Origin of the sequence: Rhodoferax sp., assembly GCF_013297935.1 — a bacterium.
Taxonomy (GTDB): Bacteria; Pseudomonadota; Gammaproteobacteria; order Burkholderiales; family Burkholderiaceae_C; genus Allorhodoferax.
Window position 1 is genome coordinate 1 of the sequence record NZ_JAAFIX010000015.1, and the last position, 13194, is coordinate 13194.

Genomic DNA, 13194 nt, shown 5'->3' on the forward strand with positions numbered 1-13194 from the left:
GGTCAAGGAAAAGCGAATCGAAGCGGACCGAACTGTGAACAGCGCCGAGATTGACAAAAATCTGGTGATTCAAAAGAAGCAGATCGAGTCAGAGCGCGAAACCAAGATCAAACAAGCAGAGCAACGTCAGGCAGTGGAGCTTGCCAACCAAGATGCAGCTATTGCGATCGCACGCAAATCGCAAGAGCAATCCGAAGCGGACGCCACTGCGAACACAGCTTTGTCTGAAGCGGTCAAGTCAGAAGAGCTCGTGAACACAGCCCGAGAAATTGCCATTGCGGAGCGGAATAAATCTATCCAGCTGATTGATGCGACTAAGGTTGCCGAACAGCAGGCTATTGGAGTGAAGGTGGCCGCACAGGCTGAGCGGGAGGCCGCCGAAAACCGAGCCGCCGCCATCAAAGTGGAAGCTGATGCGCAGAGGTCGGCCTCTTTGGCAGAGGCAGAAGGTATCGCGGCCATCAACGAGGCAAAGAACCGTTTGGGCGCCGCACAAATTGACTTGGCCGTGCGCATGCAACTCATCCAAGCCTTGCCACAAATCATCGACAGCGCATCAAAGCCGTTGGAAAAGATTGATTCCATCCGCTTGTTTCAGGTAAATGGCATGCCCATGGGGGGAAACGCCGGAGGTGGCGAGTCCGGTGGATCCGGAGGCGGCACCCTGCCTGAACAGGTGGTGAATTCAGCGCTGAACTACCAGGTAGCCAAACCTATTGTGGATGCCATCATGAAAGACGCGGGATTGAGCAATCCGTCCCTCACCGGGATTGCGCAGACCATCGCGGGCATGGTTACGGCTGCTCCAGTCGCGGTGTCACCAGATGGTGTAACTTCCGCTGAAAGATAGATGAGAAAGGGCGCTCTGGCGCCCATGCTCATTGTGCGAGCAGCTATGAAATGTGTAGCGCATCTGCCGCGACTAACTCTCCGGGCAGCCAGGGTGGCTCAAATGTCGACAGCCTAAACTATTGCTTTCTAAGCGACAGGACCATGATATGGAATCCATAGATCACCGCTCTGACATCCGCAGCCACTTCATCGCTGCATCGCCATCCACCGTATTTGCCGCGATGAATAGTCCGGACCGGGTGGCCCGGTGGTGGGGGCCGGATGGGTTCAGTAGCACGATGCATGTGTTTGATTTCCAGCCCGGTGGGAGCTGGGTGCTCACCATGCATGCCCCGGACGGCGCGGACTACCCGAATGAAAGTCAGTTTGCCCGGATTGTTCCCGATGAACTTTGGGAAATCGAGCATTTGAACGGCCACCATTTCACGCTCACCCAGGAGCTCAAGCCCTCAGGCGAAGGTACTGAAGTGTGCTGGCGGAAGACCTTTGAAACCGTGGCGCACTATCAGGGTCTGGCCACTTTTGTGGCCTCGGCCAATCAACAAAATCTGGAGCGTTTGGCCGCCGAGGTGCTGCGTTAACGCAGGCCAACACCTGTTCCTTGGGCCGCCTTCTGGATCAACTCAATCTTGTAGCCGTCCGGGTCGGTCACAAAGGCGATCACGGTGCTGCCGCCCTTGACGGGACCTGCCTCGCGGGTCACGTTGCCGCCAGCGGCTTTGATCTTCTCGCAGGCAGCATAAGCATCAGGCACGCCCAGCGCGATGTGGCCGTATGCGGTGCCCAAGTCGTAGCTCTCGGTGCCCCAGTTGTAGGTGAGCTCGATTTCGGCCTGAGCGGGGTTGCCGCCATCGAATCCGAGGAAGGCGAGGCTGTATTTGTATTCCGGGTTCTCCGAGGTGCGCAGCAATTGCATGCCTAGCACTTGGGTGTAGAAATCGATGGAGCGTTGAAGGTTGCCAACGCGCAGCATGGTGTGGAGGAATTGCATGCGGCAAATTGTGCATCAGGGCCTTTGCCCTGTCTGGGCATGGTGAATAATCCGGCCACCATTCAAAGGCCCACCATGAGCACCTTCAACCAAGTCATTTTGTTCACCGACACCGACGGTTTTGCCAAGTTCCGTGAGGAGTCTATTCCCCTGAACGAGGGCAATCCGCAGTCCATGCTCTCAGCGGTGTTTGCGTCGGGTGGCTACCAGTTGCGCACCAGCCCGGTGGGCTTTCGCAGCCAGTTTCACTGCTCAGGACACACCCAATGGTGTTTTATTTTGCAGGGGCAGATGGAGATCGGAGTTCACGGTAGCTCGCGCGTCTTCGGGCCCGGCCAGCACTTTTATTCGGCAGATTTGCTGCCCGAGGGTGCCACGTTTGACCCCGCCATTCACGGCCATTGGAGCCGTCAGGTGGGTGACCAGCCTTTGGTCACCCTGTTTGTGCGAGGCTAAGCGGCAGCAGCGCGAGCTGCAGAACCTTGCAGTGCGCCCGACAAAATGCGCTGCACGCCGGGTTTGCCGGTTTTGACGGCTTGGACCAGTCCCGCAGCCACGTCGGCTGCTTGGACCGGCAGGTAGTCCACGGGAATCAGCGGCTTGAAAAGCCGGCTCACTACCAAACCGATGTGCTCGCCCGGGCGCACGGGTTGGTCCAGCGGGCCACGGTTGCCCACCAGCAGGGAAGGGCGGGCTACGCTGATGCTGGTGTAGCCCAGTTCACTGAGTGCAGCCTCCATTTCCCCCTTGACGCGGTTGTAAAACACACGCGACTGGGCATCGGCCCCCATGGCGCTGACTACTCCTAATTTTGTAGCGCCTCGCGCAATACCTGCCTGGGCTACAGCCATAACTGCATCAAAATCCACACGCCGGAAGGCTGCCTGACTGCCCGCCACCTTGATGGTGGTGCCCAGACAAATAAAAACATCGTCGATCTGCGGCAGCTCCGGGAGCGCCGCAAAGTCGACGATGTGTTGGGTCAGCTTGGGGTGAGCGTGGGGCAGGTTGCGCCGCCCCAGTGTGTGCACCGCGCTGGTGTGCTTATCGGCTAGAAGAACCGCCAGAACCTCGCGGCCCACGAGACCCGTTGCCCCCGCCACCAAAGCCACCCGAGCGGCCACCGCCGCCGTAGCCTCCGCCACCACCACCGTATCCGCCACCATTGCCGCCTCCACTGCGGCCACCGCCGCCAAAGCCCCCGCCACCACCGCGGCGAGCACCGCGACCGGCCATCATATCGACGCTGGTGCGCATGGGGTCAGGTTGTGCGGTGGATGGACGCGGAGCGCGGCCTTCGTGGGTGAAGCCTGCAGGCGGCTGGAACTCAGCGCTGCCGCCTTCACGGCGTGGACCGCGATTTTGCGCGGGTCGTGGGCCCTGCGAACGGGGTTGCTGGAAATCGCCGCCACGGTCCGGGCCACGGCCGCCGCCATTGCCGCCACCGTTGCCACGAGGTGCTTGGCCGCCACGGCCGCCGCCGTTACCACCATTGCCACCGCCGCCTTGGCCACCCGCAGAGCGGCCGCCGCCTTGAGCGGCTTTGCTGTCGCGCACGCGCTGGAGCATTTCGGTGCGGGCGGCCTTGGCGGCTGCCTGCATCACATCGCGGCTCGGGGGCTTGCCTGCGCCGCCCCAAATGGTCTGGCGACCCATGGCAATGGGTTCACCTTTTTCGCCCGGCTCGGGACCGAAGCCCTCGATCACCTTGACGTCAATCTTTTGCTTGGTGAAGCGCTCGATGTCTTGCATGAAGCCTTCTTCGTCCAGGCACACCAGGTTGACGGCAGCGCCATCGGCACCGGCCCGACCGGTACGGCCGATGCGGTGCACATAGTCTTCGCTCACGTTCGGGATTTCATAGTTCACCACGTGCGGCAGGTCGTCGATGTCGATACCGCGGGCGGCAATGTCGGTGGCCACTAGCGCGCGCACATCGCCGCTCTTGAAGCCGGACAGAGCCTGGGTGCGGGCTGCCTGGCTCTTGTTGCCGTGCAGCGCCATGGCCGTGATGCCGTTCTTCTCCAGGAACTCGGCCACGTTGTTCGCGCCGAATTTGGTGCGGGTGAACACCAGCACCTGGCTCCAGTTTTGCTCGTTGATGATGTGGGCCAGCAGGGCCTTTTTCTTACCGCGGCCTACGGGGTGGATCACCTGGGTGATGCGCTGCACGGTGGTGTTGCGCGGTGTGACTTGCACGCTTTGCGGGTTCTTGAGCAGGCCATTGGCAAGCTCGCGGATTTCGTCGCTGAAGGTGGCGGAGAACAGCAGACTTTGCTTTTCTTTGGGCACCAGGGCCAGCACCTTTTTCACGTCATGGATGAAGCCCATGTCCAACATGCGGTCGGCTTCGTCGAGCACCAGCATTTGCACTTGGCCCAGGTCCAACATGCCTTGTTGGGCCAAGTCCAGCAGACGGCCGGGGGTGGCCACCAAGATGTCCACGCCTTTTTTGACCTTGGAGATTTGCGGGTTCATGCCCACGCCGCCGAACACCACGGTGGAGCTGAGTTGCAGGTATTTGCCGTATTGGCGCACGGACTCTTCCACCTGGGCGGCGAGTTCGCGGGTAGGGGTCAGCACCAGGGCGCGAATGCCGGTGCCGCCGAATTTGTTTTGCGCGCTGCGGCTCATGGAGAGGCGGTGCAGCAAGGGCAGGGTGAAGGCAGCGGTTTTGCCGGTACCGGTCTGGGCGCCGCCCAGCAGGTCGTGGCCTTCGAGCACCAGGGGAATCGCTTGCTCCTGGATGGCGGTGGGCGTTTCGTAACCCTGCTCGCGCACGGCCTTCACGATGGCGGGAGCCAGCTTCAATTCTTCAAAGTTCATTGGATAGATGCGTCCGTCCGGGACGCTTGGGAATCGGCCGTTCTGCAGGCACAGGGCGCGCAGTCAGTCAAAGGCAGATGGATTCAAAAGTGGGACGCCCTGTCACGTAGCGGTCCCCAGCAAGTTGCTGATATTGCAGGCAACTGAATAGCTGCAATGGCCCGCATTGTCGCACGGCTTGGAGAGTGTCGGTTTATCGACACGGAATCAGGTCTTCGCTTTACCGGCGGGTAACAATCTGTCAATACACTGGCACGGCCCATCGGCGGCATCGAAAATACCCCATCATGAAGAAATATTTGTTGCGGCGCTTGGGTGTTGCGCATGAAATCGGCAACTCCAAACCCACGCTGTCTGCTTGCATTGATGTGGTGCTGGAGCAGTCTGACCCGCTCATAGAAGATGTCGTCGAAGGCCTGCAGTCCATGCTCAAGGTGTCGCGCGGCAAAGCCATGGATGCCAAGTTGCAGCCCATTAGGCAAGCGACGGTGGCCCGGCTGGTGGCGCGCATGGCCGAAATCAAAGCGGTTTTCCGGGTCGAATTGCGCAGCGCCGTGTACGGCGGCGGCGCCTTCCGCAAAACGCAGGTAAGCCAAGTTAGGTTTGATGATTTCCAGTTTTTGGAAGAAGAGCAGATCGATGCCAACATAGAGCTGGCAGTGACTGAGCAAGAGGTTCACCGCTCGGTCGAAGCGGTACTGCCGGGCTTGAATGCCTTGATCAGCAGTTTGATGGGCTGGTCCAGTGTGCAAGCTCCATTGAACCCGCTCAAGCCAGAGGCCTTTGTGCACGCTCTGCGGGAGGCTTTCGGGCAGGTGGTGCCTGAAGATGATGCCCGCTCTTCCATCATGACTCCGGCGGCCGGGCTGTTGGGGTCTGCCTTGGACAGCATGTACCGCGAGTTGGTGGAATGGTTGAAATCGCAGGGCGTGGAGCCGGCACCCAGCTACGCAAGCGCGGCGCATCCCTTCGGCCTGGCGGCCAAGGCTCCGGACTCTGCCGTCTCGCGCAGTTTGCTGACGCTGGATAAACTGCGCCGCCTGCTCTCGGGCGAGCTCGATCCCCGGCCTGCGGCGGCGGGTGTCAAAGATTTCACCCACACCGTGCCGGCGTCTTTCATGGCCTTGGAGGACATGAAGCTGGTGGAGCCCATGCTCAAGCGTTTGTCGCAGCAAGCCCAACAGCTGGATTCAGAAACCGGGCGCCCCGTGGTGCCAAGCCGGCGCAAGGCCGGAGAAACACTGCAGGGCAAGGCGCTGGGCAAAGAGCTGGGGCAGGAAGTGGTGCGCCTGATGCTTGAGAACCTGATGCAAGACCGGCGCTTGCTGCCGGGTGTACGTCAATCTGTTTTGAAGCTGGAGCCTGTGCTGCAGCGCTTGTCGCTCCAAGACCCCCGGTTTTTTGCGGATCGCAAGCACCCCGCGCGGATGTTCCTGGATCGAACAACCCACCGTAGCCTGGGGTTTCAGTCGGAAGAAGACCCCGGCTATCAGCGGTTCCAGAAAACGCTGGAGAACGCCATCAGCGTACTCACGGGCGGTGAGGGGGATGCGCCCGCCTTTGAGCAGCTGGTGCGCACCCTGGAAGCATCATGGGCACAAGAGGACCACCAGCACCAGCAAGTTGCCGCAGAGGCGGCCCGCGGTCTGATGCACGCCGAGCAGCGCAATATGCTGGCCCACCGCTTGGCGCAGGAGTTTTTGCAGCGCCTGACCTTTAAAAATGCGCCGGATATCGTGGTTGCATTTCTGCGTGATCCTTGGGCGCAGGTGGTGGCGGAGTCCCAGCTGCGCAGTCCGGTCGGTGTGGAAGATGCGGACGGTTACCTCGCGCTGGTCGATGACTTGATTTGGAGCGTCCAGCCCCGCCTCGTGCGGAAAAACCGCGCCCGCCTGGTGGAGCTGGTGCCACTGATGCTGGTGAAGATCCGGCAGGGCTTGCTTTTGGTGGATTACCCGGAAGACCAGATCCCGCCATTTTTTGACGGGTTGATCGACATTCACGAACAAGCCTTTGACAACGCCAAATACGTAGCCCATCGGGATGCCAAGGACTCTGAGTTCTTTGCAGACATGCAGTCGCCCAAAGCATCTCCGGCCGAGGTGCCTGAGGTGGCGGACCCGGCTTTGCAGGAGGCCTGGAGCGTGGAGAGTCTGCGTACCGGGTCTTGGGTGGACATGGCATTGGGGGGCGAGTGGATCCGGGCTCAGCTCTCGTGGGCGAGCCCGCACCGGACACAGTTCATGTTCCTGTCTTCCAGCGGCATGACGCACTCCATGTCCCGCAGCACCATGGATCGCTTGCGGGGCCTGGGGTTGATGCGGCTGGTGTCAGACGGCCATGTGATGGACAACGCACTCGACGCGGTGGCCCGGGAGGCGTTGCTCAACGACGTAAAAAACGCCTTCGAATCCCCTTCCGGCCGGAATCGATGAGGCTCCGGCTGCCGCGCAGTCGATAATATGGCTTTACCGCTGAATAACCAGAATCGCAATGGCCCAATACGTTTTCTCCATGAACCGCGTCGGCAAGATCGTGCCGCCCAAGCGGCACATTCTTAAAGACATTTCCTTGTCCTTCTTCCCCGGCGCCAAGATCGGCGTGCTGGGTACCAACGGGTCCGGCAAGTCCACCTTGCTCAAAATCATGGCCGGCGTAGACAAGGAGATTGAAGGCGAAGCCATCCCGATGGCGGGCCTGAACATCGGTTACCTCCCCCAAGAACCCCAGTTGGACCCTACCCACACCGTGCGTGAAGCCGTCGAAAGCGGCATGGGCAAAGTGTTCACCGCCAAGGCGCGCTTGGAAGAGGTTTACACGGCCTACGGCGCTGAAGACGCCGACTTTGATGCTCTCGCTGCCGAGCAGGCTGAGCTGGAAGCCATCATTGCAACTGCCGGTACCGATTCCGAGCACCAATTGGAAATTGCCGCCGACGCGCTGCGCCTGCCCCCATGGGATGCCAACATTGGCGTGCTCTCCGGGGGTGAAAAGCGCCGAGTGGCACTGTGCCGCTTGCTGCTCTCCAAGCCCGACATGCTGCTGCTCGACGAACCCACCAACCACTTGGATGCTGAATCGGTGGATTGGCTGGAGCAATTCCTGCAGCGTTACTCCGGCACTGTGGTGGCCATCACCCACGATCGCTACTTCCTGGACAACGCGGCGGAGTGGATTCTGGAACTGGACCGCGGCTCCGGTATTCCGTACAAGGGCAACTACTCCGATTGGCTGACCCAAAAGGGTGCCCGTCTGGAAGCCGAACAAAAGGGCGAAGAAGCCCGCGCCAAGGCCTTGAAGAAGGAATTGGAATGGTCGCGCCAGAACCCCAAGGCCCGTCAGGCCAAGAGCAAGGCCCGTCTGGCCCGCTTTGAGGAATTGAGCGACTTCGAATACCAAAAGCGCAACGAAACCAACGAAATCTTTATCCCCGTGGCCGACCGCTTGGGTAGCCAGGTGATTGAATTCAAGGGCGTGAGCAAGTCGTTTGGCGACCGCGTGTTGATCGACAACTTGAGCTTCAACATTCCTGCGGGCGCTATCGTCGGCATCATCGGTCCTAACGGGGCCGGTAAATCGACACTGTTCAAACTGATTGCCGGTCGTGAGAAGCCGGATTCGGGCGAAGTCGTGATCGGCTCGACCGTGAAAATGGCTTTCGTGGACCAGCACCGCGACGCTCTCTCCGACGAAAAAACCGTGTGGGAAGACGTGTCCGGCGGACTCGACATTCTGAACGTCGGCAAGTTCCAGATGGCCAGCCGTGCGTACTGTGGCCGCTTCAACTTCAACGGTGGCGACCAGCAAAAGAAAGTCGGCATGCTCTCCGGTGGTGAGCGTGGCCGCTTGCACCTGGCCAAAACACTGATTGCCGGTGGCAACGTGCTGATGCTGGATGAACCGTCCAACGATTTGGATGTGGAAACCCTGCGCGCCCTGGAAGACGCATTGTTGGAATTTGCCGGCACCATGCTGGTGATCTCCCACGATCGCTGGTTCTTGGACCGTATTGCGACCCACATTCTGGCGGCGGAAGGCGATAGCCAGTGGACCTTCTTTGACGGCAACTACCAGGAGTACGAAGCGGACAAGAAGAAGCGCCTGGGTGAAGAGGGCGCCAAACCTAAGCGCGTTCGCTACAAGGCACTCAAGTAATCGATTGCAGCCCAAGGGTTCATCATCCTATGCAAGACCAACCCACGCACTACGCGGCCCTTTATCAATCGACTTTGAAGGACGCGGCGGCGGGTGGTCCTGCCATGATGGGCAAATTAGTGGCAACGCTCCGGCAGGCGCTGCTCGTCCGGGAGAGCGCATCGCGCGATTTCCGGGAGCGTGAAGTCCATGCTGATTCGCTCAAACTGCTGCTGGCCCACGAAGGCACCTTGCGCCAAGGGTTTGAGTTGGCGCTCATGGAGCAATTCACGCGCCCTGTGGCAGCTCCTAAAGCTGCAATGCCCAGCATCGCCGAGGTGCAGTTCGATCAGCTCGAACTCATGGATGAGGTGCAGGTGCAGGAAAGCGTCAACATGGCGCGGGCACAGCAAATGGCCATGTTGGCCGCCGAGGTCAGCCTTGCCGAACTCAACACGCTGATTTGCACAACGCTGGGCCTGCCCACGGTGCGCCCGGAGCGCAACCCCTTGCGCCCTGAGTCTTATATCAATGCCTTGCGCAATACGGTAGAGCGGACACCGGTGCCCAGTGCAACCCGGCTGGACTGGCTCACCACCATGGGCACTGTTTTGGGTGGCGAGCTCAAAACGCTCTATACCGAGTTGGTCGGGCGCTTGCGAACCCAAGGCGTTGAAGCTGCGGGCTACGCAGTCACCCAGAGCGCAGCGTCATCCGGCGGAGGAGGGCGCGGCAAAGAGGTCGTACCCAATGACTTCACCGAGGCAAGCCGATACGGAGCTCCTGGTAGCGCCGAGCGCGAAGCCATGATTGCACGTGAGGCGCGGGAGTCCCGTGTTTCGAGACCTGCCGTCGACCCCGGGCTTCTAACCTTGGACCGCCTTCGCAAGCTCCTGTCCGGCGAGCTGGATCAAATGGGCACCCAGCATCGCGTTGCCGCTTTTGCCCAGCAGTTCGCGCGGCAGTTCGACTATCCGCACCCTGTTGTCTCCGAGCCGGTAGAAGGGCCCGCAGATTTCGCGGCCACCGTTCCCGCGGCCTTTGAGGCACTGACCGAGATGAAGCAGGTGGACCGCGTGGTCCAGCGATTGGAGCAGCGGCGTAATGCGGTGCCCAGTCCGGGCGGTGCGCAAGGCCTGGATGCAGCGCGCGAGAGCATTCGCCGCAGTGCAACAGGCATTGCCCAGGCGCTGAGCCTTGAGGTGGTGGAGCTTATGGTGGACAACATCGCGCGCGATCCCCGGCTGCTCGCACCAGTCCAAGCGCTGGTCCGTGAGCTGGAGCCCGCGTTGATGCGCCTGGCCTTGGCCGACCCCCGCCTGTTCACCGACAAGAACCATGCAGCCCGCATGCTGGTGCAAGAGCTCACCCACCGCAGCCTGGCTTATGCGAATGTCCAAAGCCCGGGTTTCCTGGCTTTTCTGGACGAAGCGCGCGAAGCCATTGCGCCTTTGGTGAACGCGGCGGTGGAGGGCCCGGAACTGTTTGACGAAGCTTTGCGCGAATTGCAGGTGCTTTGGGCGGAAGAGGCGGCCAAACAGATTCCATCTCGCAATCAGGCGGTAAAAGCGCTGGAGAAAGCCGAGCAGCGCAACTTGTTGGCTGAGAAAATTGCCCGCGAGATTGATACCCACCCGGATGCGCCCCAGGTGCCCGAGGTGGTGTTGAACTTCCTGTGCGGGCCATGGGCCCAGGTCGTAGCGCAGGCCCGCCTGTCAGGTGGAAGCGGCTCCGCGGCAGCGGATAAGTACCAGGCCTTGATTTCCGCGCTGCTGTGGAGCACTCACCCTGAGTTGGCTCCCAAAAATATTGCGAAGCTGACGAAATTAGTGCCGCTGCTGCTGGCGACCATGCGAGACGGGCTGGAAACCATTCAATATCCGGCGACTAAAACCAGTGCTTTTCTTGAGGCCTTGATGGGTATTCATCAAGCGATTTTCAAGATGGTGCAGACACGGGGGCCGGTGGCTGCCGTCAAAGTCGAGCCACCACCCACACCTGCGGCGACGCCTGCCCCCACTCCGGTGCGCAACCGTCCGGTGGAAGACGGGAACCCATGGGTGGCCCCCTCCGAGGCTCAAGATTCGAACTTCCTGGAGATTCCGGACGAAGCTCCCGCTACGGCCCCGAGTGTGGCGGCCACTATTCTCGCCCCGATGGTTGCCGCGCCCGCGCCCGGCACCGGTGTCGATAGCTTGCCCTTGGGCTCGTGGGTGGAGTTGCAAACCCAGGGCGACTGGGTGCGCACGCAATTGACCTGGGCCAGCCCGCATGGAACATTGTTCTTGTTTACCAGTGCGGCGGGGAATACCCAGTCAATGACACGGCGAACCCACGATAAGCTGGTCGCTGCAGGCCACCTACGCGTGATTTCTTCGCAAACCGTGGTGGATGGTGCGCTGGACGCTGTGGCCCAGCAGGCCATGAAAAACAGTCTGGACTCTACGTTGTAAGCAAGCGCTGGCGCACCAGCCCGATGTGGTTGCGCAGCGCATACAACTCATCCGCGTATGACAGGGGCAGAATCACTTTTTCTACCTTGGACTCAATGGCGTTGAGTTCGTCCAGAAGCGCCTCTCTGGCACTGGGGGTAGCTTCTAAACGGCTCTCTATGTCGCGCAGTTGCCCGTACCAGCGGAACACGCGGGAGCGCACACGGTAGGCATACAGGGGCGGCGCGATTTTTCCCAGCGGTAGCAGAACCGCAACAATGATTCCCAGTGCAAGCCACATGCGCTCTACCAGGTTGGCAAGGGTAAAGGGGATATAGCGCTGCAGGGTGGGAATGCCGTTTTTCAAGGTGCGCTCAGCTTCCGGTGCCAACGCAAACTCGCTGTTAGACGCGTTAGGGAACTCGCGAAAGCGCTGAAACCAACCCGGCTGGCCATGTGTTTGCACCGTGGCCTGTGAAAGCAGTTGGCGCAGCCCCGGATGCAAGCCTTCGCGCACCAGCATGCTGGTGGTTGTGGCAATTAAGTGCACATCTTGCGTGGGAATATTGCGGGCCAGATCGACCACGCCGCGCGGAAGCGTCACCGGCGTAATAAACGGCAGGCGCCTTGCGTAGGCCTCGTTCTGCGGGAAGTCCATCAGCCGGATGCCGGGCGTTTGCAGCAGCATCTGCACCATAGGAGCCTGGGGTGCCGATGCAAAGATCACGGCGTCGAGTTTGCCTTGCAGTAGCTGAACCGTAGCGGGGGTTTGCTCCAGGTGCGAGATACGGAGCTTCTTGGGCTCCATGCGATGCATGTCCAGCAAGGTGTCCATCAAGGGAGGTACACCGCTCCCCGCAGTGCCCGCATTGATTCGCAAGGTGCCCAATTGGTTCAGGGACTGGAGGCGGCCGGACTCCGACACGCCGGCGGCGGCCTGGGCCCGATAAAACAGCCAGATGGGTTCGACGAACAGGTTGCCCAGGGTGAGTAGTTCTTCGGTCTCCTCGCCGGGCGCAGCGCTGGCAGACCCGCCTTGCACAAAGCCGGCATCGGCTTCCCCTGCCTGCAGGCGTCGCAGATTGTCAGCAGATCCTTCGGTTGGTATCAGTTCGACGGTAATGCCCTGTTCGCGCAGAAGTTTGGCGTATTGCCCGCCCATCTCGGCGTAGGCGCTTTGCTCAGGCCCGGTGAGCAGGGTGAGGTGCTTGGGCGGCATCGGGTTCAGCCACCAGTAGGCCAGCCAAATCAGTCCTGCACCGGCGAACAGCAGCGGGCTTGCCGAGGTGAAAAGATCCCAAAAGCCAAGCAGCGCTGCCTTGACCGGCTGGGGCAGGTGAAAAGACATGGGGTTTAGAGCGGATGCTCGGTGTAGAACTTGCCGCCATGGTAGAGCAGTGGCGCGGCACCCGCGCGGTGGCTGCAGCGCTCTACTTCACCGACGAATATCACGTGGTCACCTTCTTCGTATTGGCTGCGGTTAAAGCACTCAAAGTGAGCCACAGCGCCGGTCAGCAGCGGTGCACCGTGGGAGCCGCGGGTGAAATCGACACCGGCGTACCGGTCAATGTCTTTGGTTGCAAACTGCATGGCCAAGGCTTGCTGGTCTGCCGCGAGAATGTTGATGGCGTAATGGGCACCGCGGCTGAAGGCACTCATGGACCCGGCCTTTTGGGCCAAGCTCCACAGCACCAAGGGGGGTGCCAGCGATACGGAGTTGAAGGAGTTGGCGGTCAGGCCCACCAGGGTGCCGTCGGCGGCCTGTGCGGTAACGACCGTGACGCCGGTTGCAAACATGCCCAGGGCTTGGCGGAATTGCTGGCTGGAGAAGTCGGGGGGGGTGGCAGATCGTGCTCGTGCGGGGGGCGTCATGGTCGGAATTTACCGTGCTTTAGACCGGGCAGACCTCCGGGTTCGCCAAAACCTTGGCTGAAGGCGACCTTTACAATGCCTTACATG

The 13194-nt window shown here is 60.7% G+C and carries 11 protein-coding genes; 6 read left to right on the forward strand and 5 right to left on the reverse strand.

The features are described 5' to 3' along the window. Both QZW03_RS15810 and QZW03_RS15815 read left to right on the forward strand, forming a co-directional pair. Positions 1 to 850 (forward strand): flotillin family protein (locus QZW03_RS15810; RefSeq protein WP_296510986.1); only part of this gene is annotated, 850 nt, incomplete at its 5' end. 148 nt (positions 851 to 998) lie between these two features. Further along, positions 999 to 1433, forward strand: coding sequence for an SRPBCC domain-containing protein (locus QZW03_RS15815; protein ID WP_296510988.1), 435 nt, complete (start codon positions 999 to 1001; stop codon positions 1431 to 1433). Here QZW03_RS15815 and gloA read toward each other — a convergent pair. Continuing rightward, positions 1430 to 1843 carry a lactoylglutathione lyase gene (gene gloA / locus QZW03_RS15820; protein ID WP_296510989.1) on the reverse strand — a complete coding sequence of 138 codons (414 nt, stop codon included), beginning with the start codon at positions 1841 to 1843 and terminating at the stop codon, positions 1430 to 1432. The genes QZW03_RS15815 and gloA overlap by 4 nt on opposite strands. 75 nt (positions 1844 to 1918) lie before the next feature. Between gloA and QZW03_RS15825 the strand changes: the two genes are divergently transcribed. After that, positions 1919 to 2299 carry a hypothetical protein gene (locus QZW03_RS15825; protein ID WP_296510990.1) on the forward strand — a complete coding sequence of 127 codons (381 nt, stop codon included), beginning with the start codon at positions 1919 to 1921 and terminating at the stop codon, positions 2297 to 2299. Here QZW03_RS15825 and QZW03_RS15830 read toward each other — a convergent pair. After that, positions 2296 to 3006 (reverse strand): nucleoside-diphosphate sugar epimerase, encoded by a 711-nt coding sequence (locus QZW03_RS15830; protein ID WP_296511042.1) that lies wholly within the window; start codon positions 3004 to 3006, stop codon positions 2296 to 2298. The genes QZW03_RS15825 and QZW03_RS15830 overlap by 4 nt on opposite strands. Further along, a complete protein-coding gene (locus QZW03_RS15835; protein ID WP_296510991.1) occupies positions 2888 to 4669 on the reverse strand; it encodes a DEAD/DEAH box helicase in 1782 nt (593 codons plus the stop codon). Before QZW03_RS15835 ends, QZW03_RS15830 begins: the two co-directional genes overlap by 119 nt. Positions 4670 to 4956: 287 nt before the next feature. On the opposite strand from QZW03_RS15835, the gene QZW03_RS15840 reads away from it, so the two are divergent. From QZW03_RS15840 to QZW03_RS15850, 3 genes are read left to right on the forward strand one after another with little or no spacing between them, the layout of a single operon-like run. Further along, on the forward strand, positions 4957 to 7104 hold the full coding sequence (locus QZW03_RS15840; protein ID WP_296510992.1) for a DUF1631 family protein: 2148 nt from the start codon (positions 4957 to 4959) through the stop codon (positions 7102 to 7104). Between the two features lie 58 nt (positions 7105 to 7162). Further along, entirely contained in the window at positions 7163 to 8824 is a 1662-nt protein-coding gene (gene ettA, locus QZW03_RS15845) for an energy-dependent translational throttle protein EttA (RefSeq protein ID WP_296510993.1), read from the forward strand. A gap of 29 nt (positions 8825 to 8853) precedes the next feature. Next, positions 8854 to 11256 carry a DUF1631 family protein gene (locus tag QZW03_RS15850; protein WP_296510994.1) on the forward strand — a complete coding sequence of 801 codons (2403 nt, stop codon included), beginning with the start codon at positions 8854 to 8856 and terminating at the stop codon, positions 11254 to 11256. On the opposite strand, the gene QZW03_RS15855 is transcribed toward QZW03_RS15850, so the two are convergent. Then, positions 11246 to 12583, reverse strand: coding sequence for a TAXI family TRAP transporter solute-binding subunit (locus tag QZW03_RS15855; RefSeq protein ID WP_296510995.1), 1338 nt, complete (start codon positions 12581 to 12583; stop codon positions 11246 to 11248). The two genes, QZW03_RS15850 and QZW03_RS15855, sit on opposite strands and share 11 nt — an antisense overlap. Before the next feature lie 5 nt (positions 12584 to 12588). Further along, positions 12589 to 13107, reverse strand: coding sequence for a flavin reductase family protein (locus QZW03_RS15860; protein ID WP_296510996.1), 519 nt, complete (start codon positions 13105 to 13107; stop codon positions 12589 to 12591). Between the last annotated feature and the right edge of the window lie 87 nt (positions 13108 to 13194).

What these genes read in the sequence shown, in the direction of transcription:
- QZW03_RS15825 (WP_296510990.1), top strand. Translation starts at nt 1,919, where the DNA reads ATGAGCACCTTCAACCAAGTCATTTTGTTCACCGACACCGACGGTTTT.
- QZW03_RS15860 (WP_296510996.1), bottom strand. Translation starts at nt 13,107, where the DNA reads ATGACGCCCCCCGCACGAGCACGATCTGCCACCCCCCCCGACTTCTCC.
- QZW03_RS15850 (WP_296510994.1), top strand. Translation starts at nt 8,854, where the DNA reads ATGCAAGACCAACCCACGCACTACGCGGCCCTTTATCAATCGACTTTG.
- gloA (WP_296510989.1), bottom strand. Translation starts at nt 1,843, where the DNA reads ATGCAATTCCTCCACACCATGCTGCGCGTTGGCAACCTTCAACGCTCC.
- QZW03_RS15855 (WP_296510995.1), bottom strand. Translation starts at nt 12,583, where the DNA reads ATGTCTTTTCACCTGCCCCAGCCGGTCAAGGCAGCGCTGCTTGGCTTT.
- ettA (WP_296510993.1), top strand. Translation starts at nt 7,163, where the DNA reads ATGGCCCAATACGTTTTCTCCATGAACCGCGTCGGCAAGATCGTGCCG.
- QZW03_RS15815 (WP_296510988.1), top strand. Translation starts at nt 999, where the DNA reads ATGGAATCCATAGATCACCGCTCTGACATCCGCAGCCACTTCATCGCT.
- QZW03_RS15840 (WP_296510992.1), top strand. Translation starts at nt 4,957, where the DNA reads ATGAAGAAATATTTGTTGCGGCGCTTGGGTGTTGCGCATGAAATCGGC.
- QZW03_RS15835 (WP_296510991.1), bottom strand. Translation starts at nt 4,669, where the DNA reads ATGAACTTTGAAGAATTGAAGCTGGCTCCCGCCATCGTGAAGGCCGTG.